At 69.8% G+C, this 24,244-nt stretch carries 30 protein-coding genes; 8 read left to right on the top strand and 22 right to left on the bottom strand.

Annotated elements, in window-relative coordinates:
• Positions 1–7 precede the first annotated feature (7 nt).
• Both ASG52_RS09275 and ASG52_RS09270 read right to left on the bottom strand, forming a co-directional pair.
• Positions 8–946 carry a TauD/TfdA family dioxygenase gene (locus ASG52_RS09275; RefSeq protein ID WP_082552463.1) on the bottom strand — a complete coding sequence of 313 codons (939 nt, stop codon included), beginning with the start codon at positions 944–946 and terminating at the stop codon, positions 8–10.
• A gap of 35 nt (positions 947–981) precedes the next feature.
• Positions 982–1,197, bottom strand: coding sequence for an MbtH family NRPS accessory protein (locus tag ASG52_RS09270; protein ID WP_286158998.1), 216 nt, complete (start codon positions 1,195–1,197; stop codon positions 982–984).
• Positions 1,198–1,638: 441 nt separating this feature from the next.
• Here ASG52_RS09270 and ASG52_RS09265 point away from each other — a divergent pair, with 441 nt between their 5' ends.
• Positions 1,639–2,682: a siderophore-interacting protein gene (locus ASG52_RS09265; RefSeq protein WP_056242066.1), complete on the top strand. Its 1,044-nt coding sequence runs from the start codon at positions 1,639–1,641 to the stop codon at positions 2,680–2,682.
• A gap of 159 nt (positions 2,683–2,841) precedes the next feature.
• Complete coding sequence (locus ASG52_RS09260) at positions 2,842–3,048, top strand: hypothetical protein (RefSeq protein WP_056242063.1); 207 nt, start codon at positions 2,842–2,844, stop codon at positions 3,046–3,048.
• A 110-nt stretch (positions 3,049–3,158) separates the two neighbouring features.
• Here the strand turns inward: ASG52_RS09260 and ASG52_RS27045 are convergent, their stop codons facing one another.
• The gene (locus tag ASG52_RS27045; RefSeq protein ID WP_156383869.1) at positions 3,159–3,356 is read right to left on the bottom strand and encodes a hypothetical protein; all 198 of its coding nucleotides are present in this window, start codon (positions 3,354–3,356) and stop codon (positions 3,159–3,161) included.
• 101 nt (positions 3,357–3,457) lie between these two features.
• Here ASG52_RS27045 and ASG52_RS09255 point away from each other — a divergent pair, with 101 nt between their 5' ends.
• Positions 3,458–4,462 (top strand): LysR family transcriptional regulator, encoded by a 1,005-nt coding sequence (locus ASG52_RS09255; RefSeq protein WP_056242061.1) that lies wholly within the window; start codon positions 3,458–3,460, stop codon positions 4,460–4,462.
• Positions 4,463–4,497: 35 nt separating this feature from the next.
• Here the strand turns inward: ASG52_RS09255 and ASG52_RS09250 are convergent, their stop codons facing one another.
• Complete coding sequence (locus ASG52_RS09250) at positions 4,498–5,055, bottom strand: GNAT family N-acetyltransferase (RefSeq protein WP_156383868.1); 558 nt, start codon at positions 5,053–5,055, stop codon at positions 4,498–4,500.
• Positions 5,056–5,141: 86 nt separating this feature from the next.
• Between ASG52_RS09250 and ASG52_RS09245 the strand changes: the two genes are divergently transcribed.
• Positions 5,142–5,354, top strand: a complete 213-nt coding sequence (locus ASG52_RS09245; RefSeq protein WP_056242056.1) for a hypothetical protein — start codon at positions 5,142–5,144, stop codon at positions 5,352–5,354.
• Positions 5,355–5,400: 46 nt separating this feature from the next.
• Here ASG52_RS09245 and ASG52_RS09240 read toward each other — a convergent pair whose 3' ends face one another.
• The 12 genes from ASG52_RS09240 to ASG52_RS09190 all read right to left on the bottom strand — a co-directional run bounded on the left by ASG52_RS09240 (position 5,401) and on the right by ASG52_RS09190 (position 15,229).
• Positions 5,401–6,375: a type II secretion system F family protein gene (locus ASG52_RS09240; protein WP_056242054.1), complete on the bottom strand. Its 975-nt coding sequence runs from the start codon at positions 6,373–6,375 to the stop codon at positions 5,401–5,403.
• Between the two features lie 24 nt (positions 6,376–6,399).
• A complete protein-coding gene (locus tag ASG52_RS09235) occupies positions 6,400–7,371 on the bottom strand; it encodes a type II secretion system F family protein (RefSeq protein WP_056242051.1) in 972 nt (323 codons plus the stop codon).
• Positions 7,368–8,825, bottom strand: a complete 1,458-nt coding sequence (locus ASG52_RS09230) for a TadA family conjugal transfer-associated ATPase (RefSeq protein ID WP_056242048.1) — start codon at positions 8,823–8,825, stop codon at positions 7,368–7,370. The genes ASG52_RS09235 and ASG52_RS09230 overlap by 4 nt, the downstream gene beginning before the upstream one ends.
• A 49-nt stretch (positions 8,826–8,874) precedes the next feature.
• Positions 8,875–10,119: a CpaE/TadZ family protein gene (locus tag ASG52_RS09225; RefSeq protein WP_056242045.1), complete on the bottom strand. Its 1,245-nt coding sequence runs from the start codon at positions 10,117–10,119 to the stop codon at positions 8,875–8,877.
• A 60-nt stretch (positions 10,120–10,179) separates the two neighbouring features.
• On the bottom strand, positions 10,180–10,920 hold the full coding sequence (locus ASG52_RS09220) for a CpaD family pilus assembly protein (protein ID WP_056242042.1): 741 nt from the start codon (positions 10,918–10,920) through the stop codon (positions 10,180–10,182).
• A gap of 96 nt (positions 10,921–11,016) precedes the next feature.
• Entirely contained in the window at positions 11,017–12,507 is a 1,491-nt protein-coding gene (locus ASG52_RS09215) for a type II and III secretion system protein family protein (protein WP_056242039.1), read from the bottom strand.
• Between the two features lie 11 nt (positions 12,508–12,518).
• Positions 12,519–13,301: a Flp pilus assembly protein CpaB gene (gene cpaB / locus ASG52_RS09210; protein ID WP_056242036.1), complete on the bottom strand. Its 783-nt coding sequence runs from the start codon at positions 13,299–13,301 to the stop codon at positions 12,519–12,521.
• Between the two features lie 240 nt (positions 13,302–13,541).
• Positions 13,542–14,060 carry an A24 family peptidase gene (locus ASG52_RS09205; RefSeq protein ID WP_056242033.1) on the bottom strand — a complete coding sequence of 173 codons (519 nt, stop codon included), beginning with the start codon at positions 14,058–14,060 and terminating at the stop codon, positions 13,542–13,544.
• Between the two features lie 164 nt (positions 14,061–14,224).
• The gene (locus tag ASG52_RS09200; protein WP_056242030.1) at positions 14,225–14,410 is read right to left on the bottom strand and encodes a Flp family type IVb pilin; all 186 of its coding nucleotides are present in this window, start codon (positions 14,408–14,410) and stop codon (positions 14,225–14,227) included.
• Between the two features lie 88 nt (positions 14,411–14,498).
• Positions 14,499–14,645, bottom strand: a complete 147-nt coding sequence (locus ASG52_RS27040; protein ID WP_156383867.1) for a Flp family type IVb pilin — start codon at positions 14,643–14,645, stop codon at positions 14,499–14,501.
• Positions 14,646–14,810: 165 nt separating this feature from the next.
• Complete coding sequence (locus ASG52_RS09195; RefSeq protein WP_056242027.1) at positions 14,811–14,996, bottom strand: Flp family type IVb pilin; 186 nt, start codon at positions 14,994–14,996, stop codon at positions 14,811–14,813.
• 47 nt (positions 14,997–15,043) lie between these two features.
• A complete protein-coding gene (locus tag ASG52_RS09190) occupies positions 15,044–15,229 on the bottom strand; it encodes a Flp family type IVb pilin (RefSeq protein WP_056242024.1) in 186 nt (61 codons plus the stop codon).
• Between the two features lie 348 nt (positions 15,230–15,577).
• On the opposite strand from ASG52_RS09190, the gene ASG52_RS09185 reads away from it, so the two are divergent.
• Positions 15,578–16,057 (top strand): pilus assembly protein N-terminal domain-containing protein, encoded by a 480-nt coding sequence (locus tag ASG52_RS09185; RefSeq protein WP_056242022.1) that lies wholly within the window; start codon positions 15,578–15,580, stop codon positions 16,055–16,057.
• Between the two features lie 109 nt (positions 16,058–16,166).
• Here ASG52_RS09185 and ASG52_RS09180 read toward each other — a convergent pair whose 3' ends face one another.
• Positions 16,167–17,669, bottom strand: a complete 1,503-nt coding sequence (locus ASG52_RS09180; RefSeq protein WP_056242020.1) for a phosphomannomutase/phosphoglucomutase — start codon at positions 17,667–17,669, stop codon at positions 16,167–16,169.
• Positions 17,670–17,898: 229 nt separating this feature from the next.
• Entirely contained in the window at positions 17,899–18,570 is a 672-nt protein-coding gene (locus tag ASG52_RS09175; RefSeq protein WP_056242018.1) for a hypothetical protein, read from the bottom strand.
• A 178-nt stretch (positions 18,571–18,748) separates the two neighbouring features.
• Between ASG52_RS09175 and ASG52_RS09170 the strand changes: the two genes are divergently transcribed.
• On the top strand, positions 18,749–19,417 hold the full coding sequence (locus ASG52_RS09170) for a response regulator transcription factor (protein WP_056242016.1): 669 nt from the start codon (positions 18,749–18,751) through the stop codon (positions 19,415–19,417).
• On the top strand, positions 19,414–20,748 hold the full coding sequence (locus ASG52_RS09165; RefSeq protein ID WP_056242013.1) for a sensor histidine kinase: 1,335 nt from the start codon (positions 19,414–19,416) through the stop codon (positions 20,746–20,748). The genes ASG52_RS09170 and ASG52_RS09165 overlap by 4 nt, the downstream gene beginning before the upstream one ends.
• A 298-nt stretch (positions 20,749–21,046) precedes the next feature.
• Here the strand turns inward: ASG52_RS09165 and ASG52_RS09160 are convergent, their stop codons facing one another.
• Positions 21,047–21,436 (bottom strand): YraN family protein, encoded by a 390-nt coding sequence (locus ASG52_RS09160; RefSeq protein WP_056242011.1) that lies wholly within the window; start codon positions 21,434–21,436, stop codon positions 21,047–21,049.
• Entirely contained in the window at positions 21,420–22,361 is a 942-nt protein-coding gene (gene rsmI / locus ASG52_RS09155; protein ID WP_056242009.1) for a 16S rRNA (cytidine(1402)-2'-O)-methyltransferase, read from the bottom strand. The genes ASG52_RS09160 and rsmI overlap by 17 nt, the downstream gene beginning before the upstream one ends.
• A 165-nt stretch (positions 22,362–22,526) precedes the next feature.
• Between rsmI and ASG52_RS09150 the strand changes: the two genes are divergently transcribed.
• The gene (locus ASG52_RS09150) at positions 22,527–23,723 is read left to right on the top strand and encodes a penicillin-binding protein activator (RefSeq protein ID WP_056242006.1); all 1,197 of its coding nucleotides are present in this window, start codon (positions 22,527–22,529) and stop codon (positions 23,721–23,723) included.
• Between the two features lie 9 nt (positions 23,724–23,732).
• Here ASG52_RS09150 and ASG52_RS09145 read toward each other — a convergent pair whose 3' ends face one another.
• Together ASG52_RS09145 and ASG52_RS09140 are read right to left on the bottom strand one after the other, a co-directional pair.
• The gene (locus ASG52_RS09145; RefSeq protein ID WP_056242003.1) at positions 23,733–24,014 is read right to left on the bottom strand and encodes a type II toxin-antitoxin system RelE/ParE family toxin; all 282 of its coding nucleotides are present in this window, start codon (positions 24,012–24,014) and stop codon (positions 23,733–23,735) included.
• Entirely contained in the window at positions 24,011–24,244 is a 234-nt protein-coding gene (locus tag ASG52_RS09140) for a hypothetical protein (RefSeq protein WP_056242000.1), read from the bottom strand. The genes ASG52_RS09145 and ASG52_RS09140 overlap by 4 nt, the downstream gene beginning before the upstream one ends.

Raw genomic sequence — 24,244 nt, 5'->3', positions numbered from 1 at the left:
GTCGAACTCATGCGGCCCTGTTCATCCCGTGTGCCTCGGCCATGGCGACGACGACCTTGCGCGGGCCGGCATAGGGTTCGCGACCGTGCATGATCAACATGTTGTCGAGCATCAGCACGTCGCCCGCCTGCCAGGGGAAGGTCACCTTCTCGGCCTCCAACACGGCGCGCACGGCGTCGAGGTCTTCGTCGGGAATCGGGCTTCCGTCGCCGAAATACACGTTGCGGGGGAGTTCGTCCTCCCCGACCGTGTCGAGCAGCACCTCGCGCTCCACCGCGTCGAGCCCCGAGACGTGGAACAGGTGGGCTTGGTTGAACCACACGTCCTCGCCGGTGCGGGGGTGCTTGGCCACCGCCTGACAGAGCTGGCTCGTGCGCAACTCGCCGTCCTCCTTCCACGTGAAGTCGATGGCGTGGTCGCGGCAATAGGATTCGACGGCGCTGCGGTCGTCGGTGTCGAACACCTTGCTCCAGGGCAGGTCGAGGCCGTTGCCGAAGTTGCGCACGTAGCGCAGGCCGTTTTTGGCGAATTTCTCGCGCAAGCCCGGATCGAGCGCCCGGTAGATCGCGCGGCTGTCGGCGAGCGGGGTGGCGCCGCCCTCAGGGCTGGCGGTGACGCAGTGGAACCAAATCCGCAGCGGCCAGTCGCGGGTGTAGGATTGCTCGTTGTGGAGCGGGATCTCGCGGTGGGCCGGATATTCGGTGGAGGAATAGACCCCGCCCTCGACCTTGCTGCGCGGCGTCGAGCCGAACTCGTAGGACAGCAGCGGATGGCCGAAGCTGGCGGCGAACGCCCGAAACGCCTCGACGCTCTCGACCGAATAACCCCGCAGCAGCACGCCGCCGACGGTGCCGAGCGTGTCGCGGATTTCGGAATCGCGGGCCTCGATCGCCTGGATCAGCGGGCCCGAGCCTTCGAGCAGGACGGGGAGGGCGGGAGCGGGCATGGTCGGCCTCTTCGGCGAGAGAGGGAAGATGCGATTCAGGCGCGGGCGTCGGCGTCCATCGCCTCGCGCAGGCTGCGCGGGCGCATGTCGGTCCAGACGGTCTCGATGTGCTTCAGGCAGGCGGCCTTGTCGCCGCTGAACCCTTCCCGGCGCCAGCCCTCGGGGGTCGGCTTGAAGTCGGGCCAGATCGAGTACTGGTCCTCGTCGTTCACCACCACGTGAAACAGGATGTCGTCGCGGTCGAAGCTCAAGGTCGCGGACTCCCTTCGGAGCGCCCGGTCGGGCCGGGGCATGTCGGAAGGGTGACGAACGGGGGCTCGCGGAATTTAGGGAAGGGGGCCTTTCGCTTCGCGATGGCGCACGGGGGTTTAGTCTGGAAAAAGTATAATCAAGAGATCGCACAGCATAAGACAGCACTACGTTGACGCTGCCTGAGATCACCCTCTAAACCGGACGCCCATCGACCGCCTCGGTTTCCAACTCATGCCGTCATTGCGAGGCGGGGCCGAAGCAATCCAGCGCTCCGCACTGTCCGGATGGCTCGCGCCGGCGATGACCGTCCGGCCGAGGCCGGCTCGCTGCATCCGGCTCCGTCGCGCCCTGGATTGCTTCGGCTTCGCCTCGCCGGGGCGGGGAGGGGCGGGACGGTCCGGCCAAAACCTCACGAGGCGCGGGCCAGGAGCCGATCCGCGATGCTGTTCTCCGAAGCGACGGTCGCGCTCGCCGATCCGCACAAACTCGCCGCCGACCTCGTCGAGCACCTGAGCGCCCACGATGTCGCCCACGAGCGGCACGGGGCGCGCGTCGTCCTGCAACTCGGCGTCGGCACCGGTAGCCTGGAGCCGGTGGGCGAGCGTTTGCGGGTGCGGGTCGAGGCGCCCGACGAGGGTGGGCTGGAGATGCTGCGCGCACTGCTGGCGGCCAACATCGTCGACTTCGCCGAGGGCGAGGCACCCGCCATCGCGTGGTCGGGCTTCGCGGCGGGGGCTCCCACCTTCGCGAACTTCCGCGAGTTACGGCTGGTGGCGACCGAGGCGCTGACGCCGCGGCTGCGCCGCCTCACCTTCACCGGCCGCGATCTCGGCCGCTTCGCCAGCGCGGCCGACCTGCACGTGCGGCTCTACCTGCCGCCGCCCGGCGTCACGCGGCCGGAATGGCCCCGTCCCGGCCCCGACGGCCGCACCCTGTGGCCCGAGGCTCCGCTCTGCCCGGAGGTGCGCTATTACACGATCCGCCGGGCGAGCCCCGACACGGTCGAGATCGACTTCGTGCTGCACGACGATCCGGGACCGGGCGCGCGCTTCGCGCTTCAAGCCCGGCCCGGCGCGATCTGCGGCATCGCCGGGCCCATGGGCCGCGCGGCGCCGCCCGCCGCCTGGACCCTGCTCGCGGGCGACGAGACGGCGCTGCCGGCCATCGCGCGGTTGCTGGAGGCAATGGCGCCGGACGCCCGCGGCGTCGTGCTGATCGAGGCCGACGGGGCGGAGGCCGGCTATCCGCTGGCCGCGCCGGAAGGGGTGAGCGTGCGCTGGCTCGACCGGGCGCCCGAGAGCCCGCTTCATGCCGCCATCCGCGCCCTCGACTTCCCTGCGGGCGACGACCTGTTCGTCTGGGCCGGCTGCGAGGCCAAGGCCGCCCGTACGCTCAGGAAACACCTGCGCTCGGAGCGGGGCCTGACCCGCGAGCAGCACCTCGTCGTCGGCTATTGGGAGCGGGCCAGGGTGCCGGTTCCATGACCGCGGCGCCGAAGAGCGACGCGCGTCGGCCGACCGGTGACCTGCGGTCGTATGTGCAGGGGGCGACCGATCTGCTACGCAGCCAGGAGTCGTGACTCGACGAGACAGGCCCCACCGCCGCGGGTCGATCCTTCGAGGCGCGAAATGCTAAGCTGAGCCATGTCCGACGCGCCCCATCCCGTCATCGACGAGACCGACGAGGCCTCCGGCGACCTCGAACTGCTCGGCCAGGTGCTCGCTCAAGCCGAAGCGGCGATCGAGCTGATCGATGCCGTCCAGATGCCCCGATCGCATGCGGCGTTGATGACGCTGCTCTCGCGGCTGGGCTACGAGATCGAGCGAGCCAAGCCGGCGCGGCCTGGATAGCGGACTTCGTCCGATCTTGGAGCCGGGATCGCTCGCCGCGTCCCCACGAGGAGCCGGTCGGGCGGCCCCTGATAGCGGAGCGCACGACGGCGGGCCTGCAAGCGATAGGCTCAGACCGTCCGCTTCGGAGCGGCCCCGGTGGGGCCGCGCTCCGCTTCCAGTTCCCGCAATTCGGCTTGCACGGTCTCGACCAACGCCAGCGCGGCGGCCCGGAGTTCGGGTGAACCGTGCTCCTCGACCAGCGTGCGGATCTTGACCGCGATCGCTTCCACCCGTGATGGCTCGTGCGGTGACAGCGCGTCCGCCACCGGCTTCTGCTCCGGAGGGATCACGCTCGCACCTCGGGCCATGCGGTTGTCGCGGTGCGCGGATGCGGCAATGATCGGGACGGCAGCGAGAATCGGAGCCCATGCACCTTTTTCAGACGGACGCGCGTTCGGTGTCGGGCTCCAGCCTCGACGAGCCGCGCCTGCTCAGCGGACACTGGGCCGAGTTGCTCACGTTCCTGTCGGTGGCCAAGGCGGGCTCGATCACGCGCGCGGCCGAGCAACTGGGGGCGAGCCGCAGCACGGTCAACGGGCAGATCCGGCGGCTGCAGGACGTGGTCGGGGCGCAGCTCCTCATCTCCAGCGCCAGCGGCATCGCCCTGACGCCGAAGGGTGAGGAGCTCGCCAAGTCGCTGGCCCGGGTCGACCGCGACCTCTTTCTGGCGACCCGACAGGCCGCCGCGCCGCGCGGCGTGGTGGAGGGCTCGGTCCGGCTGAGTTGCCCCGACGGCCTCGGTCTCATCGTCATCACGCCGGCCTTGCGCCGGTTCAGCGACCAGTACCCCGGCGTACAACTCCACCTGAATGCGCTGCAGAACTACCGGTCGCTGCGGGAGAACTCGACCGACTGCATGATCGGCTTCAGCCCCGACGAGCAGAAGGACGTCACGAACATCCGGCTGGGCTGGCTGCATCTCGCGCCCGTCGCCGGCCGCGAGTACCTTACCGAGCGCGGCCTGCCGACGCTCGCCACCCTGCACGAACACGACTTTCTCGACACGGAGAAATACGCGGCCCCGGTCCCGCCCTGGACGCAGTGGCAGAACCTCGTGCGCCAGGGGCGCACGACCCGGCACTTCTCGGACAACGCCATCATCTACGCCGTGATGGTCAAGGCCGGCCTCGGCATCGGCCTGCTCGCCAGCTACACCTTCCAGGAGCCGACGCTGATGCACGTCCCGCTCGGCCTGGAGATCCGCCTGCCGATCTACGCCTCGATCCTGACCGACCGCCTGCAGGACCGATCGGTCGCGGTCGTGCGCGACTTCCTCGTCGATCTCTTCGCCGCGCAGCCCTGGTTCGATCCGACCTTCACCGCGCAGATCGGCACGACCCATCCGGGGCTCGATCTCTTCCTGGGAAGCTGATCGGGCCGTCTTTCCTGCAACGTCCGGGCGGGCGGTCAGCCCAGCCATGTCGGCTGATCCCAGGCCCCCTCGACGCGGTAGAGCGTGCTGATGTCGCTCTCCATCGTGATGGCGTTCGAGGGCACGTCGAGGCGTTTGATCATCTCGATGCAGTCCTCGTATTCGGGACTGATCAGGGCAGGCTTGTCGACGACCTCGAAGCCGAGGAAGCGCCGCCAGACGGGCACGAAATTCGGGCCGGCATGGGTGATCAGCTTGTCGTAGCCCTTGCGGGCAACGTGGGCGAACACGTCCACCGACAGGCGCTTGAGCACCTTCGGCGAGCGGTAGGCCGGCCGGAACGCGGTCCGCTCGATCTTGGCGAAGTCTTGGAACCACCGGATGCGGGTCGCACCGATCGGCTCCTCGAGATCGTAGAAGACGAAATGGGTCGCCTGGAAGTCGTTTCCGTCGATGGCCTGCTTCGTCTTCAGGCCTTCGCCTTCCATGAAGCAAATGCTGCGGATCAGGAAAGCATGCAGCAACTGTTCCTGCGTCGTGACGACCTCTGCACGCACCCGATTGTGCATGATCTGTAGTTGAGACGCGTCCATAACGCTTCCACGGCTATATCCGCAGGCAACCTATCGAACGCCGGGGTGGGCTGCGTAGTCGCGAAATCGGCGAGGGTGTCTCGAAAATGGACAACAGCGGTGAGGCGATAGAAGCCCTGCAGAAGCTGATGGCGATCTGCCGGGAGGCGGCCGCAGAACATGGCGGCGACTACGCGGCAGCCTGGGCGAGCCTGCGCACGCGCATGCTGGCCCTGCCGAAGGAGCAGCGCGAGGAGATCGGCCTCGTCCTCAAGGACATCCTGCGCTTCGAGCCGCCGCCGACCCGAGGGTCGCAGTAAGGCGGCGGCCGGCCGCTGGTTTTCCGCCCGCCGTTACTGAGAAAACCTACTTGTTCATCATCGAGTAGGCCTGGATGCCCGCGGGCGTCATGATGACGACGAAAAGCACCGGCAGGAAGAACACGATCATCGGCACGGTCAGCTTCGGCGGGAGCGCGGCGGCCTTCTTCTCCGCCTCGTTCATGCGGGTGTCGCGGCTCTCCTGGGCGAGCACGCGCAGGGCCTGGCCGACGGGGGTGCCGTAGCGCTCGGCCTGGATCAGCGCCGTGGTCAGCGACTTCACCGGTTCGAGGCCGGTACGCAGCGCGAGGTTCTCGTAGGCCACGCGCCGGTCGGGCAGGTAGGACAGCTCGGCGTTCAGGAGCGCCAACTCCTCGGCGAGCACCGCCGATTGCGAGGCGATCTCCAGGCTAACGCGGCGGAAGGCGTTTTCCGCCGACATTCCGGATTCGACGCAGATCAGGCACATGTCGAGGGCGTCGGGCCAAGCCAAGCGGATCTGCGCCTGACGCTTGGAGGTCGCGTTGCTGAGGTAGACCTCCGGCAGCTTCATGCCGACGAAGGCCACCAGCAGCACGATGCCGAGGCGGATCATCAGCGGCTGGTCCAGCACCTCCAGCACGAACAGGTAGAACAGGGCCGCGAGCGTCGCGACGGCCGGCGTCACGAGGCGGAAGAACAGGAACGCCGTCTCGGCGCCCGCACCGCGATAGCCCGCGAGCACCAGCTTCGCTTTCGCGGTCTCGGTGCCGAGCCAGCGAGTGAGGTGGAGCTGCTCCACCACGCGCTTCATGTAGGCCTTGGGCTCGCTGCGCAGGGTCGCGCGGTTCGACAGGCGCTCGCGCTCACGCAGGCGCATCTGCTCGCGCTCGTCGCTGACGAGCTTCATGCGCTTGGCCAGCGTGTCGGTCTCGATCAGCGGCTGAACCAGCGTGAACACGGTCGCGGCGGCGGCGATGCCCGTCAGCACGGTGGCGACGAAGCGCGGCTGAAGCGCCGCGTCGACCATCTGATCCAGCATTGATTCCCTCCCAACGCACGCTTCTTACACGTCGAAGTTGATCATCTTGCGCATCATCGCGATGCCGAGGCCCATCCACAGGGCGGAGGCCGCGAGCGCGATCTTGCCGATGGCGGTGGTCCACAGCAGCGAGATGTAGTCGGGGCTCGACAGGTAGGTGGTGAAGGCGACGATGAAGGGCAGCGCGGCGATGATGAACGCCGAGACCTTGGCCTCCATGCTCATCGCGGCGATCTTGCCGGCCATCTTCTTGCGCTCGCGCAGCACCCGCGACAGGTTGCCGAGCGCCTCGGAGAGGTTGCCGCCGGCCTTCGCCTGGATGCCGATCACCACGGCGAAGAAGTTCACCTCCGTTACCGGCACGCGCTCGTACATGCGCTGGATCGCCTCCGACATTGGCAGGCCGAGCGCCTGCGCTTCGTTGGCGACCCGGAATTCGCTGCGCAGGGGCTCCTTGGCCTCGCGCGAGATCATCCGCAGGCAGTCGCCGAGCGGGATGCCGGACTTGAGGCCGCGCACCACCACGTCGATGGCGTTGGGCAATTCGTCGATGAAGGCGGCGATGCGCCGCTTCTGCAGGTGCTTGAGCATCCAGGCCGGGACGCCGAGCCCGCCGACGAACATCGCCAGCAGGGCCACGAGCGGGCGGCCCGAGACGAGGAGCACGCCGAAGCCGAGGCCGAGCGCGATCAGGACCGAGAGGACGATGTACTTCTTGCGGCTCCAGCCGAGGCCGGCCCGGGCGATCTTCAGCTCCAGGGTGACCTTGGTGTTGCCCTTCTTAGCCTCCAACTCCTTGAGGCTCTTGGCGACCTGCTCGCGGCGGTTGGCGGCGGTGGCGCGCTCGGCCACGACCGTGCGGCTCTGCCCCACGGCCTTGCGGCGCTGCTCTGCCCGGCGCTCGCCCGAGAGCAACGGAACGAGCGCGACGTAGGCGACCGCGCCCGCCGCCACGGCGACGAGGCCGGCCGCCAGCGGCAGGTTGAGCGCGCTCACGCCACCTCTCCCTCGACGGCCGCCGCGTCGAGGGCTTCGGCCAGCGCCCGCTCCTCGCCGTAGTAGCGCGCCCGGTCCCAGAAGCGCGGGCGGCCGATGCCGGTGGAGCGGTGGCGGCCGATCAGGCGGCCGTTCGCGTCCTCGCCGAGGATGTCGTAGACGAACAGGTCCTGAGTGATGATGACGTCGCCCTCCATCCCCAAAACCTCGGTGATGTGGGTGATGCGCCGCGAGCCGTCGCGCATGCGCATGGCCTGGATGATGACGTCCACCGAGCCGGTGATCATCTCGCGCAGCGTCTTCGAGGGCAGCGAGAAGCCGCCCATGGTGATCATCGATTCGATTCGCGCCAGGCACTCGCGGGGGCTGTTGGCGTGCAGCGTGCCCATCGAGCCGTCGTGGCCGGTGTTCATGGCCTGGAGGAGATCGAACGCCTCCGGCCCGCGCACCTCGCCGACGATGATGCGCTCGGGCCGCATGCGCAGGCAGTTCTTGACGAGGTCGCGCATGGTGACCGAGCCCTGGCCCTCCAGGTTCGGCGGGCGCGTCTCGAGCCGGACCACATGCGGCTGCTGGAGCTGCAACTCGGCCGCGTCCTCGCAGGTGATGACCCGCTCGTCGTGCTCGATATAGGCGGTGAGGCAGTTGAGAAGCGTGGTCTTGCCCGAGCCGGTGCCGCCGGAGATGACGACGTTGCAGCGGACCTTGCCGATGATCTGCAGGATCTTGGCCCCCTCTGGCGAGATCGCGCCGAAGCGGACGAGCTGGTCGAGGGTGAGTTTGTCCTTCTTGAACTTACGGATGGTGAGCGCGGGCCCGTCGATGGCGAGTGGGGGCGCGATGACGTTGACGCGGGAGCCGTCGGGCAGGCGCGCGTCGCAGATCGGCGAGGATTCGTCCACGCGCCGGCCGACTTGGCTGACGATCCGCTGGCAGATATTCATCAACTGCTGGTTGTCGCGGAAGCGGACGTTGGTGAGCTGGATCTTGCCGCCGACCTCGATGAAGGTCCGGTCGGCGCCGTTGACCATCACGTCGGCGATGTCGTCGCGGGCGAGCAGCGGTTCGAGCGGGCCGTAGCCGAGCACGTCGTTGCAGATGTCGTCGAGCAGTTCCTCCTGCTCGGCGATCGACAGGACGATGTTCTTGAGGCCGATGATCTCCGAGACGATGTCGCGGATTTCTTCGCGGGCCGATTCGCCGTCGAGCTTGGCCAGCTGGGCGAGGTCGATCGCCTCGATCAGCGCGCCGAAGATCATGCTCTTCGTGCGGAAATACTCTTCCGACTTTTGTGGCGCGAGCGGCGCCACCGGCGTCGGCTTGGGCGGCGGCGGCGCGTCGGGCCGCGCCGCGCGCGCTTCGTCCTGCAGGACGGGGGCGGGCGGCAGCGGCTTTCCGGCCGGCAGGACCGGGGCGGCGGGGGCCGCTGCTGCGGTGGAACGTCGTCCGAACATGGCGCCGTGCGCCCTCAACTGACGGGAAGGGAGGGGGCGGAGTTCACGTTCACGAGGCCTTCTTGCGGCTCAGGCGCGCGAGCAGCGGCTCCAGCAGGTTCGGGCGCGACCGCTTCACCTCGGACCGGCCGGTGACGACGCCCGCGACCTCGGAAAAGATTTCCGCCGCCTTGGCGTTCGCCTGCACCTCGGCGATCATCTGGCCGTTGTTGGCCGCGGTGCCGAAGAGCGCCGGATCGAAGGGAATCGACGCCTGGAGCGTCGCATCGAGCGCCTTGGCGAACTCGGCCGCCGCGATCTCCGGGCGCTTGGGCATGCCGACGCCGTTGAGGATCACCCGCGCCTTCGCGTCGTTGGGCCGGTTCACCTGGAGCAGGGCGAGCAGGTTCTTGGTGTTGCGCAAGGACGCGAGGTCGGGCGAGGCGACGATCAGGATCTCGTCGGCGGCCACCAGCACGCGGCGGGTCCAGGCCGACCAGTGATGCGGCACGTCCATGACGATGCAGGGCACCGCCGCGCGCAGCAGGTCGGTGAGCGCGTCGAAGGCCGGCTCGGTCAGGTCGATGGTGCGGTCGAGGGTGGCCGGCGCCGAGAGCAGGCTGAGGTTGTCGGCGCACTTGGAGAGCAGCCGGTCGAGCAGGTTGGCGTCCAGGCGCTCGGGGGCGAACACCGCCTCGGCGATGCCCTGGGGCGGGTCCTGGTTGAAGTTGAGGCTGGCGGTGCCGAAGGCGATGTCGAGGTCGGCGATCACCGTCGAGGTGCCGTGCTCGCGTGCCACCGTCCAGGCGAGATTGTGGGCGACCGTCGAGGCGCCGACGCCGCCGCGGGCGCCGTAGACCGCGATGGTGCGCCCGACCGGCTTGGCGCCCGGCGCCGAAAAGAGGTCGGACACCGCCGCGATCAGCGCCACGGGCGCCACCGGGGCCATCAGGTACTCGCTGACGCCGCGCTGCATGAACTGGCGGTAGAGCAGCACGTCGTTGACGTGGCCGACGACGAGCACCTTCGTCCCCTCGTCGCAGCACTCGGCGAGCGCGTCGAGGCATTCGAGCGGGCGCGACTTGGTGCCGACGAACTCGATCAGGATGACGTTGGGCGTCGGCGCGTGCCGGTAGGCTTCGACCGCCGCCGCGCCCCCGCCCATCTGCACCTTGACGTGCGCCTTCTGCATCCGCCGGTCGGAGACGATCCCCTCGATCATCGCCGCGGTCTCGGGCGTCTCGCAGAACGCCTGGATCGTGATCCGGGGCACCGGGGCGATCGTGCGGTCCGTGGCCTCGTGGTTGTCCGGCATGACGCGTTGTTCCGGTTCGAAGGTCGTGTGGGGCGGGGCGGCGGTGGAGGAAGCGGTCGGTTAGTTCTTCACCTGTTCCTTGACGCTGTTCGTCCCATCCTGCCGCCACTCGGTTGACGGATCCTTGCCCTTGCGCAGCTCGCCGATGTCGCGGGTGCGGCGGACCGTGTCGATGCGGCCCTCGGGGCGCCCGCGCACGAGATCGATCGGGTCGGCGACCTGGGCGGCGATGTTGGACTGCGTCGCGCAGCCGAGGTTCCATTGCGGCTCGTTCGACCAGTCGGCGCGGATGTCGCTGGCGCCGAGGTCGCGCGGCCAGAGCCCGCATTTGCTCGACACCTTGGCCTGCATCCGCTGGAAGGTGAGCCGGACCGGGGCGGCGAGGCCTGGGTTGGCGACCGGATAGCCGCCGACCGTCCAGCCGCCGGGCGGCACGCCGAGGTCGGTTCCGAGCCGGCGGATCGCCGCGCCGGTGCGCTCGACCGGGACGGCGAGCGAGGGGGCCACGCCCTGAGGCAGTTCGAGGGTGATCAGGCCGCGGCCGTAGCGGCGGTATTCGAGCAGGAAGGCCTCGATGTCGGCCGCTTGGCGCGGATCGATATGGCCGACGCCGGTGGGGAAAACGTCGAGGGTGCGGTCGGCATCCGCCAGCACGATCGGATGTCGGGTGCGCACGTCGATCGGATAGGTCGAGCCGGTGGTGGCCACGCGGTCGGCCCTGCAGGCGCCGAGGAGGCCGGCCAGCACCAGCACGGAGACCGGGGCGAGCGAGCGGACGGGGAGGCGAGTGGGGGAAGGCATCGGTGGTTCGATCCTGCTGGGGCGCTTTTTTTCGCACCCGCGATCCGTCGGGTTCGGCCGGACCTTCCGGCCCGGCCCCGCTGCGCGTGTCCGAGATCAGTCGGCGATGAAGCCGACGCGTCCGCGATAGGCCGGTCCGAGCGTGTTGCCGCCGACCGTGCCGTAGATCCGGTTCAGCTGCCCGAGCAGCACCGCCTTGCCGTCCGGCGCATCGACGAAGTTGTCGTCGGGGCGCTGCACCTGCCGCGCCTCCATGGCTTGCGCAATGTAAGGGGTGACCATGATCATCAGCTCGGTCTCGTCGCGCTGGTAGTCGCGCGAGCGGAACAGGGTGCCGAGGATCGGCAGGTTCATGAGGCCGGGCAGGCCGGAGATCGCCGCCCGGTTCTTCTGCTGGATCAGGCCCGCGGTCATCATCGTGGCGCCCGAGGCCAGCTCGACCGTCGTCTCCGAGGTGCGCTTCGTCGTGGCCGGCACCGGCACCGTCTGGCTGCTGTTGCCGAAGGTGAAGGGCAGGCTGTTCTGGCGGTCGAGTTCGGTCACCTCGGTCGCGACGCGGATCGAGATGCGGTTCTCCGCCAGCACCACCGGGGTGAAGGCGAGGCTGACGCCGTAGGGCTTGTACTGGACCGAGATCTGGCAGCTCGCGCTCGCCCCCGTGGCGATGCCGGAGCAGTTGCCCGGCACCGGAATCTCGCCGCCGGCCATGAACTTGGCCGCCTCGCCCGAGATCGCGGTCAGCGTCGGCTCGGCCAGGACGCGGGAGACGCCCGCCTGCTCGAACGCCTTGAGCGTCGCCTGGAGCGAGAAGCCGCCCGCCCGCACCGAGGCCTGGAGCGCGTTGCCGCTCGGCGAGTAGATGCCGGTGAGCGGGAACGGGGTGCCGTTGGAGAGGAACGAGTTGGTGCCGTTCAGGTCGCCCAGCGGGTTGAGCGCGGCCCAGTTGCCGCTGGTGCTGACGCCGAACTGCTTGATGACGTTGCGCGAGACCTCGACCACGGTGACCCGCAGCATCACCTGATCCCGGTTGCGCACGGTCAGGTTGTTGATCACCGCGCCGCGGATGCCGCCGACGGCGCCCGCGATGCCGACGAAGGCGTTGGCGATGTCGATCGCCTGCTGCGCCTCGGAGGCCGAGCCGACGGCGCCCGACAGCACGATCGAGTCGCCTACCGCCTTCACGTCGAAGCGGCCGGTGGGCAGGCTCTGCTGCAGCGACTGCTTCAGCACGTTGATGTCGCGGGCGATGGTGACGTCGAGCGCGGCGATCTGGCGACCGTCCGCGTCCATCACGAAGATCGAGGTCGCGCCGTTGTCGATGCCGATCAGGAACAGCTTCCGGCTGGAGCGCACCACGGCGTTGGCGACCGCCGGGTTGGCCACGAACACCTCCTTGGCGTCGCGCGGCAGATCGACGATCAGCGAGCGGCCCTTGGTCAGCTCGACCTTGCGGGAGGCGCCCGACTCGCCGGCACCGATGGTCAGCACCGGCGAGATGCCCTGCGCCTGGGCGGGGCCGGCGGCGGTAAGGCCGGAGCCGGCGAGGAGGGCGAGGGCGAGCGCCCGGTTTCGGATCTGAAGGGGCATCGGTCTCGTCCTCACCGGCGCTGCTGCTTGGCGACGCCGAAGCGCACCACCGTCATGGCTCCGTCGGGCTCGGCATCCGCCACCGTGGCGGTCTGACCCGCATCCTGAACGCTGCGCAGCACGAGCGAGAGCTGCCCGACCTTCTGCGCCAGGGTGACGATCTCCGCCTGGGACGGGGTCAGGGCCAGCGTCGCGGTGTCGGCGGTGACGACGTTCTGGCCGCCTTTCTCCTGGACGATCTGGCCGACCGCGAGCACGCGGATGTCGGTCAGCAGCGTCTCGGCGAACTGGTCGTTGCCGTTGCCGCTCTCGTCGCGGGCGGTCTTGATGAGATCGACCCGGTCGTTGGGCAGGATGAAGCCGCCCGCCGCCGAGGAGCCGCGGTTGTCGATGGTGATCGCCACCGCGCGCATGCCGGGCGGCAGGATCGCCGACATGAAGCCGCTGCCGGCCTTGACCAGGCGCTCGGGGCGGATCGGCTCACTGGCCGAGAAGGGGGTGCGCACGATCGAGCCGACCGCGTCCTCCAGGCCTTTCGGTGCGGCCTTGCGATCGACGTAGGCCGGCGACAGGGCCTGTTCGGGCCAGGGCATCCAGCGCAGATCCTCGGCCTTCAGGGTCTGGCCCATCGGCAAGTCGGCGGCGGCGACGAGCACCTCGGACAGCGGGATCTGCGGCGCGGGCGCGGCCTGGGCGACGGGCTCGGGCGGCTTCTCTTCGCCGCTCATCAGCAGGGCGGCGCCGCAGCCCGCGACGATCGCGACGGCCAGGACGGCGAGACGGGCAGGTTTCATGGCGGGTGCGGAACCGTTCGACGGCTCTCCGCCGTCAGGTACCGACTTTGGCCCGCGATTGGTGTAGTTAAGGTTAACCGCCCGTCACCAAAGCGTTCGTCGCGGTTTCTGCGTCGGCATGTCTGGAAAGTTTGGGGTTGCCAAAGGGCAAGCCCTTTGGTGGGTCGTCAGGGCAGCGCCCTGACAAGGAGCGCAGGGCGCTGCCCTGCACCCGCGAGAGGACTTGCCCTCTCGACTCCCTTACATCAGCGCGAGGCGCTCCCAGCCAGCGGCGCGCGGCATGACGATGAGGGCGGCGGCGGCGAGCGCGATGCCGTAGGGGATGCCGGTCTTCATGTCGTGCAGGCGCACCGCGAAGGGCAGGCGGACCGTGATCGCCGGCAGCGGCAGGGTGCGGAGGTAGAGGAGCCCCAGCGTCAGCAGGCCGCCGAGGATCGAGGCGATGACGACGTAATCGAGCAGGCTGCCGAAGCCGAGCCAGAGGGCGGTGCCGGCGGCGAGCTTGGCGTCCCCCCCGCCGACCCAGCCGCGGGCGAACATCGTGAAGGTGACGGTGAGCGTCAGCGCCCCGGCGGCGAGGTGCCAGCCGATCTCCTCCAGGCCCATGCCGGAAGCCGGCGCGTAGAGGACGAAGCCCACGGCAACGAAGCCGGTCACCCGGTTCGAGATCCGCATGGTCAGCAGATCGCTCGCGGCGGCGTAGGCCATGAGGAAGGGAAACAGGACGCAGAGAAGCAGGTTGGCCGCGCTCATCGACATGGTGCCGCTCCTTTTCGCCGTCGTTCGACGCTGGTCCGGGCCTCTACGAAGAAGGGCATTCCCTCGGGTGGACCACGTCCGGCGGCCCAACCCGAGGGAATGCCCGAGACCCTCCCGTGCGTCGCCCGGCGTCTTCGCGGACGCCGATGGCCGGGCTGGTCGCCTTACTTGATGTTGCTGGCCTGGGTCTGGATGGCGCCGCCCATGGTGTCGAACGCGGTCGACAGCTTGTCCTTGAAGGCGGTGAAGATGGTGACGACGGCGATGCCCATCATGGCGGCGACGAGGCCGTACTCGATCGCGGTGGCGCCGGACTCGTCGGCGGCGAAACGCTTGGCGAGGGTGTTCATGTTTGCTGCTCCAGAAGAGGGCGACTGTGGAGCGGTCGGCCGCTCCGTTCGTCGCTCAATCGGTGCGGCGGCCGATGCCGCCGCGGCCTCACTTGATGTTGGCGGCCTGGGTCTGGAGGGCGGTGCCCATGGTGTCGAACGCGGTCGACAGCTTGCCCTTGAAGGCGGTGAAGATGGTGACGATCGCGGTGGCGCCGGACTCGTCGGCCGCGAAACGCTTGGCGAGGGTCTTCATCCTGATCTCCTGCTTCGGAATGCGGCTCCCGGAAGCGGGGCGGCCGGGAAAATGGGGCGGACGGACGGACGCAGGCTCGGCGTCCGGGCTACGGAGGGCGACCGGAAATCGGTCGGCCACTCCGTTCGTCGCGCGATCACTACGGCGGCCGATGCCGCCTCGGCCTCACTTGATGTTGGCGGCCTGGGTCTGGAGGGCGGTGCCCATGGTGTCGAACGCGGTCGACAGCTTGCCCTTGAAGGCGGTGAAGATGGTGACGACGGCGATGCCCATCATGGCGGCGACGAGTCCGTACTCGATCGCGGTGGCGCCGGACTCGTCGGCCGCGAAACGCTTGGCGAGGGTCTTCATCCTGATCTCCTGCTTCGGAATGCGGCTCCCGGAAGCGGGGCGCGGCCTCACTTGATGTTGGCGGCCTGGGTCTGGAGGGCGGTGCCCATGGTGTCGAACGCGGTCGACAGCTTGCCCTTGAAGGCGGTGAAGATGGTGACGACGGCGATGCCCATCATGGCGGCGACGAGACCGTACTCGATCGCAGTGGCACCGGACTCGTCGGCGGCGAAACGCTTGGCGAGGGACTTCATTGTAATCTCCACTTGAACCTGTGTCCTGAGCGACGGTCGAAAGTCTGTTCAGGCCTCGATCGGCGACGGGGCTAGAGTTACCGCCGACGCGTTGCGTTTGGGTTAAATGGACCGTCGAAGGTCGGGCTGCGAGCGGAGTTCGAGAGCTAAGTTAACGGTCGGTTGCTGCGATTGCGCAGCGGATCGGAGAGTCGTCGCGGTGTGTTGCTTGCACGCCTTAGCGCTTCCTTCACCACTTTGCTGTTGTTCTGTGGTTCGCGAGACGCCGGACGGGCTCCTCAGGGAACCGTCTCAAGGCGCCGCGCCCCGGCGGCGTTCCGCCGGCCCATCGGACCGGACCGACAGCCCATGCCCCGCCCCGTACGCTCTGTCGCCCTTGCCGTCCTCCTCGCCGCCGGCCCGGCGCTGCTGGCTCTTTCGGGCACGGCGACGGCCAACGAGCCGCTGCCGCAGGGCGTCGTCTCCGTTTCGGTCGACAACGCGAAGGTGATCCGGCTGCCCGAGAAGACCGCGACGGTGATCGTCGGCAACCCGCTGATCGCCGACATCACGCTCCAGCGGAACGGCGTGGTGGTGCTCACCGGAAAGAGCTTCGGCAGCACCAACCTGATCGCGCTCGATCACAAGGGCACGATGCTCGCCGAATCGACCATCAGCGTGCAGGCGCCGCAGGCCTCGATCATCACCGTGCAGCGCGGCCTCGACCGCGAATCCTATTCCTGCACCCCGAACTGCCAGCCCTCGGTTCAGCTCGGCGACGCGCAGAAGTACTTTTCGGACGCCAGCGCCCAGGCCGAGCAGCGCCGCGCGATGGCGGTGGGCAAGTAAGTTTCCGTCTCCCACCTACTCGTCATTCCGGGTTCGCCTGCGGCGCCCCGGAATGACGGCGTTTCGTGGAGGATGGCCACCGCCCGCTGCGATGGCCCGCCGAACGTCCTCAGATCGTCTGGTTGTACGCCCCGACCTCCGGGTGCTGCCGCAGCACGCCGTCCACCGCCTTGAACATCGCGTGCAGCCGCGCCTCCGAGACCGGGCTCTCCACCACGACCACCAGTTCCGGCTTGTTCGAGGAGGCCCGCACCAGCCCCCAGGTGCCGTCCTCGGTGGTGATCCGCACGCCGTTGACGGTGACGAGGCTGGTGATCGGCTGGCCCGCCACCGGTTCGCCGGTCGCCTGCATCGCCCGGAACCGCTCGGTCACCGCCTCGACCACGCCGTACTTCACCTCGTCGGCGCAATGCGGCGACATGGTCGGCGAGCCCCAGGTCTTGGGCAGCGCCCGGTAGAGGTCGGCCATCGATTTGTCGGGGTTGCGGTCGAGCATCTCGATCACGGCAATCGCCGTCAGCAGGCCGTCGTCGTAGCCGCGGCCGACCGGCTCGTTGAAGAAGAAGTGCCCGGACTTCTCGAAGCCGGCGAGCGCTCCGAGCTCGTTGACCCGGCGCTTGATGTAGGAATGGCCGGTCTTCCAGTAATCGGTCTTGACCGCGCGCGACTGCAATTCCGGGTCGGCGGCGTAGAGGCCGGTCGACTTCACGTCGACCACGAAGGTCGCGCCGGGATGGAGCTTCGACAGGTCGCGGGCCAGCATCACGCCGATCTTGTCGGCGAAGATTTCCTCGCCCTCGTCGTCCACCACGCCGCAGCGGTCGCCGTCGCCGTCGAAGCCGAGTCCGACATCGGCGCCGTGCTCCTTCACGGCATGCGCGATGGCATGGAGCATCTCCATGTCCTCGGGGTTCGGGTTGTAGCGCGGGAAGGTGTAGTCGGGCTCGACATCGAGCGGGATCACCTCGACGCCGAGGCGCTCCAGCAGTGCCGGGGCGAAGGCGCCGGCCGTGCCGTTGCCGCAGGCCGCCACCACCTTGAGCTTGCGTCCGACGGGCTTGGCCCGCGCGACGAGGTCCTTGAGGTAGGTCTCGGCAAAGCCTTCGATGAACTCGTAGGAGCCTCCGTCGCGGTACTGGTAGGTGCCGCCGGTGACGATCTCCTTGAGGCGGGTCATTTCCTCGGGGCCGAAGGTCATTGGCCGGTTGGCGCCCATCTTCACGCCGGTCCAGCCGTTGTCGTTGTGCGAGGCGGTGACCATGGCCACGCAGGGACAATCGAGGGCGAACTGGCCGAAATAGGCCATCGGCGATAGCGCCAACCCGATATCCTTCACGCGCAGTCCCGCCGCCTGCATCCCGGCGATCAGCGCGAGCTTGATCGAGGAGGAGTAGGAGCGGAAATCGTGCCCGGTGACGATCTCGGGGCGCACGCCCAGTTCGTGAACCAGGGTGCCGAGGCCGAGACCGAGCGCCTGCACCCCCATCAGGTTGATCTCCTGCGGGAAGAGCCAGCGGGCGTCGTACTCGCGGAAGCCCGTGGGCTTGACCAGCGGCAACTGCTCGAACGCGAAGGTGTTGGGGTCGAGCTTCGGCAGCGGCTTGGGAAACATCGCGGGCCCTTCGCATCGTCGGTTTTCGGAACCGACGACGCGTGTAGCCCGCGAGGGCGGCCGGGGGAAGCTGGGGGCCTTTCCTGGCCTCGAGCGCCGGCGCCTGCCTCCGCGGGCTTGGCTTTCGCTCCGCTAGACGCCTCGGCAGAAGCCGAGCGCTGTGCTGGGCGCGCTTCGCGCCCGGTCATCCGGCGCGATGGCTCAATGAACGAGCCATCGCCATCGCAGATCAGAACACGCGCTTCTCGCGGATGTCGCCGTCGAAGCCGACATGGAGCATCCGCTCGCGCCCGTCCACGCCCTTGGCGGCCACGTCGAGATGCTTCGGCCCGCGGCCGGCGACGCGGACGTCGGTGTAGCCCGCGGCCTCCACCTTGGCCTTTAGGCCGGGCAGGTCGATCTCGGGGCCGAGGCCGACCTTGTCCTTCATCCAGTCGAGGCCGCCGGGCGGCGGACCGCCCGCGGGCTTCAGGCTCGTCGTCGTGCCGTCGGCCCGCACGAGGCTGGCGGCGTGGAAGAAGCCCTTCTCGAAGCGGCCGCGCACCGTCACGGTCTCGCCCTTGCGGACCAGCTCGCCCCCCTCGCCCTGGCGCCCGGTCTCGACCAGCGTCCGGCCGGTGCCGTCCTGCAGGATGAACTTGTTGCCGAAGATCTCGGCGACCTCGCCCTTGGCCGCGACCGCACCGGACGGGGCGAGCGCGGAGATCGCGATGGGCTCCAGCGGGGTCGTCGCGACCTCGCCCTTCTGGGCGAAGGACAGGCCGGCGGCGCCGAGCGCCAGCGGCAGAGCGAGCGCGCCGACGACGAGACCGCGGCGGGCACCCGCACGGCGCGGGGTTTTTGCTTGAGCGGTCTCGGTTGAATGGGTCTCGGGGAGGGCAGGGGAGGTCTGGTCGGTCATCGGTCGTAGTCCTTCGTTAAATCCGAAAACAATCTCCGGTGGGGCTTTCGTCCGCCGGGATGGGCACCGTTTAGAGGGGCCCCCGAAATCCGGTCTGAACCCGCCGGTTCAGTTTCCGTTAAAGGTCGGCGCCTACAGCGCGCCGCCCCTATCAGCCCCCGCGCGAGACGCCCGACCGATGAAACTGCTGCTGGCCGAGGACGATGCCGCGCTGGCCAGTGAGCTGCTGCGGGCGCTGCGCGCCGAGCACTTCGCCGTCGATCACGCGGTGAACGGCGAGGATGCGCGCCATCTCGGCGAGACCGAGCGCTACGACGCCGTCGTGCTCGATCTCGGCCTGCCGGTGGTGGACGGCGTCACGGTGCTGCGCGACTGGCGCGCCGCGGGCCTCACTTTGCCGGTGCTGATCCTCACCGCCCGCGACGGCTGGAGCGACAAGGTCGCGGGCTTCAAGGCCGGCGCCGACGACTACCTCGTCAAGCCGTTCCGGACCGAGGAGCTGGTGATCCGCCTGCGCGCGCTCGTGCGCCGCGCCAGCGCCAACGGTGCCACGCGCATCGCCTGCGGGCCGCTCGTCTACGATGCCGGGCTCGGCAGCTTCGAGCGCGACGGGCTCCCCTTGCGCCTCACCGGCCTCGAATGGCGGGTCCTGTCTTGCCTGATCCTGCGGAAGGACGCGGTGGTGCCGCGCGACCAGCTGATCGAGCGGGTCTACGACGGCGACGCCGAGGTCGATTCGAACTCGGTCGAGGTCATCATCACCCGCCTGCGCCGCAAGATCGCCCCGGCCCGGATCGAGAGCGTGCGCGGTCACGGCTGGCGCCTGCAGGCGGGGGACGAGGCGTGAGCCCGCGGCACCCCGGCGGCTCGCTCCAGCGGCGCCTGTTTCTCGGGGCGCTCGTCTTCGTCACCCTGGCGCTGGTGGTGGCGGGCCTCGCCATCGGCCTCGTGCTCTACCGCTTCGCCCGCGGCCAGATCGACGCCCGCCTCGACGGCGAGCTTTTTGCCATCTCCGCCGACCTGAGACCGGGCAAAAGGGGGCCGACCCTGTCGGCGGCCCATGACGGCCCGCCCTTCGACCGCCCGCGCTCCGGCTGGTATTGGCAGGTCCGCGCCGGTGACACCGTTCTGCGCTCGCCCTCCCTCGGCGAGGCCGACCTCGCGCTGCCGCAGATGCCGGAGCGGGAGGAGGGATACCCCGTCCCGGCGGACGGCATCGGGCCGCGGGGCGAGGGGCTGATCCTGCGGGTGCTGCCCCTCCCCGGCCCCCGAGACGGGCCTGCCGCCGTGATCGTGGCCGCCGCCCCGGCCGCCGCCCTGCACGGGCCGCTACGCGAGGCCGGCAAGACGCTGGCGCTCGCCTTGGGGCTCCTCGGCCTCTGCCTCGTCGCCGGCATTACGGTCCAAGTGCGGCTGGGCTTGCGCCCCCTGCGGGCGCTGCGCGACGACCTCGCCGCGGTGCGCGCCGGCGCCCACGAGCGCGTGCCCGCCGAGCAGCCGCAGGAAATCCGCCCGCTCGTGACCGAACTCAATCTTCTGCTCGACCAGAACGCGGCCAATCTCGAACGCGCCCGCTCCCATGTCGCCAACCTCGCCCACGGCCTCAAGACGCCGCTCGCCACCCTCGCCATGGCGGCCGAGCGCAACCCCGAGCCCGGCCTTGCCCCCCTAGTCGCTGCGATGGACCGTCAGGTCCGCCACCACCTGCGCCGCGCCCGCGCCGCGGCTTTGGGCGGATCGACGCGGGCGCGGGCCGATCTTTTCGCGCACACACGCGACCTCGCCGCAGCTCTGACCCGCCTTCACGCCGAGCGCGGCGTGTCCATCGCGACAGAGGTGGCGGACGGCACGCAGGTGGCCTGCGACGCGCAGGATCTCGACGAGATGCTCGGCAACCTGATCGACAACGCCTGCCGCTGGGCGGGCTCGCGCGTGCGCATCCGCGCCGAGCGCGACGGCGGCCTGATCGAGGTGCGGGTGGAGGACGACGGCCCCGGCCTGACGCCGGAGCAGGTCGCCCACGTCCTTCAGCGCGGCCGCCGCCTCGACGAGACCGTCCCCGGCGACGGCTTCGGCCTGCCGATCACGCTGGAACTCGCCGAACTCTACGGCGGAGGATTGAGCCTGGAGCGCTCCGACCTCGGCGGCCTGCTGGCGCGGCTGCGCCTGCCGGCTTGAGGGTCATGGATACGGCCTCCGGATGATCGCCTCGAAGGCCGCCGGTCCCCCACTCCCCGCACGCGGGGAGAGGCCTGTCTGCGCCTTGTCGTGCAGACAGGAAGCGGAGGCGAAGCCGGAGCGGCGGTGAGGGGGCAATTCAGGAAGAGGCTCGTCCTGAACCTCCCCCTCACCTTCGGCTACCGCCTCGCTTCGGCGACGACAAGGTCGCCGAAGCCCTCTCCCCGCGTGCGGGGCGAGGGGATGCGCGCTCGCCGTGGCGATCAAACAGAAACATGCGGGTCGCGGGACGCAGCCCTCAAAACCCCTCCAGCTCGAACGCATTCGGCAGGTGCCGCGGCCAGCGGCGCGGCATTACGAACACCGCGTCGGCGCGCAGGGTCACGTCCGGCGGCAGGTTGTTTCGCGCGAGCCAGGAGCGTGCGGCCCGCGACATCCGCGCCCGCTTTCGCGCATCGATGGCCCCCGCCGCCGCGTCGAGGGTGGCCCGCGCCTTCACCTCGACGAAGGCGACGGTGCGCCCGCGCCGGACGATCAGGTCGATCTCGCCGCCCGCCGCCGCGTAGCGTCGGGCCAGCGGGCGGTAGCCCTTCACGAGCAGCGCCAGCAGCGCGAAGGTCTCGGCCGACAGGCCGCGGCCGTGGGTGGCGCGGCGGCGCGCCTGCGCGCGGTCAGGCGGGCTCGTCATCGCTCTTTCGGGCGAGCGCGAGGGCGCGGGCGTAGATGGCGCGCTTGGGCTGGCCGGTCTCGTCGGCGATCAGCGCCGCCGCGTCCTTGATCGAGTGGCGGGCGAGCGCCGCCTCGATCCGCGCGTCGAGCCCGGTATCGGCCTCGCGGGCCTTGGCGTCCTCGGGCTCAGGCCCGATCACCACCACGACCTCGCCCTTGGGCGGCCCTTCCTCGGCGTACAGGCGGGCCAGCCCGCCGAGGCTGTCGCGGCGGATGGTCTCGTAGAGCTTGGTCAGCTCGCGGGCGACCGCCGCCGGGCGCTCGGGGCCGAGCACGTCGGCGGCGTCCGCCAGCATCTCGGGCAGGCGGTGGGGGGACTCGAACACCACCAGCGTGCCGGGGATCGGCGCCAGCGCCTCCAGCCGGTTGCGGCGCGCGCCGGATTTCTGCGGCAAAAAACCCTCGAAGAAGAACCGGTCGGTTGGCAGGCCCGCGGCGACGATGGCGGTCATCACCGCCGAGGGGCCGGGGATCGGCGTCACCGGGATGCCGGCCGCGATCGCCGCCTGCACCAGCTTGAAGCCGGGATCGGAGACGAGCGGCGTGCCGGCATCCGAGACCAGCGCCAGGGTCTCGCCGGCCTTGAGCCGCAGCACCATCCGCTCGCGCACGGCCTCGTTCGAATGCTCGTGGTAGGACAGGAGCGGCGTGGTGATGCCGTAATGCATCAGCAGCGTGCGGGTGACGCGGGTGTCCTCGGCCAACACCGCGTCGGCGGCGGCGAGCGTGGCGAGCGCGCGGAACGTGACGTCGCGCAGGTTTCCGATGGGGGTCGCCACCACGTAGAGGCCGGGCGACGGCCGTTCGGCCTCCGCCGCGAGGCCGAAGGCGGTGAAGGTGGCCGGCTTGGTCCGGCGGTCGTCCGAGTCGCTGCGCTGTGTCATCGGCGCGACAATGCCACGCCGAGCCCTGTTTGCGGACCGTGGAGAAGGCCTGCCTCACATTTACTTTTTGCGGGCTTTGCCCATCGTGACCCGAGCATCGGCCCGAAAGGTGGTTGCCGGCTTTTGGGCCGATGCTCCAGCGATGGCGAGCGGGGAGGCTCGGCGATGGGGCGGTTCGGCGGACGGATGGCAATGCTGTGCGGTGCGGCGCTCGCACTCTCTGCCTGCGTCGGCGGGCCCGACGGGCCGCGGCCGGAGGCGAACGCGGCCCCGCTGCCGGTCGCCGAGGCCCCTCCGGCCCCCACGGCGGCCCAGCGGATCGGCACCGGATCGATCAAGGTCGCGCTGATCGTGCCGCTGACCGGCCAGGGCGCGGCGGTCGGCGCCGCGCTCCGCAACGCCGCCGAACTCGCCTACGACGACTTCCAGAAGCCCGACCTGCAGATCCTCGTGAAGGACGACCGCGGCACCCCCGAGGGCGCCCGCGAGGCGGCCCAAGTTGCCCTCACGGAGGGCGCCGAGATCGTGCTCGGGCCGCTCTTCGCGGCGAACGTCCAGGCGGCGGGTGCGGTTGCGCGGGGCGCGGGCAAGCCGGTGGTGGCGTTCTCGACCGATGCCGGCGTCGCGGCCCGCGGCGTCTACCTCATCAGCTTCTTGCCGCAATCGGAGGTGGACCGCATCGTCGAGGAGGCGACCGCCGCCGGGCGCCGTTCGTTCGCCGCGCTCATCCCCGAAACCACCTACGGCAACGCCGTCGAGGCGCAGTTCCGCGAGGCGGTCGCCCGGCGCGGCGCCCGCCTCGTCGCCATCGAGCGCTATCCCGCCGGCAATCCCGGCCCGGCGGTGGAGCGCCTGCGCGCCGTGGTGACCGGCGCGAGCGCGCCCGCCGACGCCCTGTTCCTGCCCGACACGCCGGACGGGCTTTCGGCGGTCGCTCCCGCGCTGACGAAGGCCGGTTATTCTCCCGGACGGGTGCGCCCGATGGGGCTGGCGCTCTGGAACGACCCGCGGGTGCTGTCGCAAGCCGCCTTCCAGGGCGGCTGGTTCGCCGCGCCCGACACCGCGGGTTTTTCAGGCTTTGCCCAGCGCTATCAGGCCCGCTTCGGCGCGGCCCCTCCGCGCGCCGCCTCGCTCGGCTACGATGCGGTCTCGCTCACGGCGGCGCTGGTGCGCCAATACGGCACCCAACGCTTCGCTGACGCGACGCTGACGAGCCCCGCGGGCTTCTCGGGCCTGGAAGGTACCTTCCGCTTCCGCCCGGACGGGCTCAGCGAGCGGACGCTGGCGGTCTACGAGATTCGCGGGAATGCTGCGGCGGTGGTGAGCCCGGCGCCGAAGGTGCTGGGGCCGTCCGGCATCTGAGACATTTCGTTACGTGAGGGGTCGCCGCGCCGCATGGCGGATCGTGACGACGGCGACCGCCGGGATCGTCTCGTCCACGCGGTACAGGATCAAGTGGGGGAGGCGCGGCACCGCAAAGCGGCGGAGTCCGCGGCCCGTTGGCCGACCCGCCTGCGGATGATCGAGAAGCCGGTCGAGTGCAGCCGTGAGGTCGCGCTGCATACGCTCCGCAGCCTGCGGATCGCGCTCGCCGATATTGGTAGCGATGCTATCGAGATCGGCCCTCGCTTGCCGAGAGAGCCGCAGTTTCACGGCACACGCGACCGGAACGAGGCGGCCACGAGCTCTTCTGGCGTGCCCTCAACGAACTCGCCGCGTTCGAGCTGCGCCAGCCCCTCCAGGACGAAGGGTAGGTGCTCGGGTTCGATATCGAGCGGAAGCCGTCCCTCCGCCACAGTAAGGATGGCCTCGGCCATGCTGTCGCGGTCTTCCGGTGGCATCCGCCGCAGGGCCTCGACAGCCCGGTCCAGAACGTCGGTCAT

The sequence above is a fragment of the Methylobacterium sp. Leaf456 genome, assembly GCF_001425465.1.
Classification (GTDB): Bacteria; Pseudomonadota; Alphaproteobacteria; order Rhizobiales; family Beijerinckiaceae; genus Methylobacterium.
The sequence above is the reverse complement of the archived record's forward strand: the minus strand, read 5'-3'. Positions and strand labels throughout refer to the sequence as shown.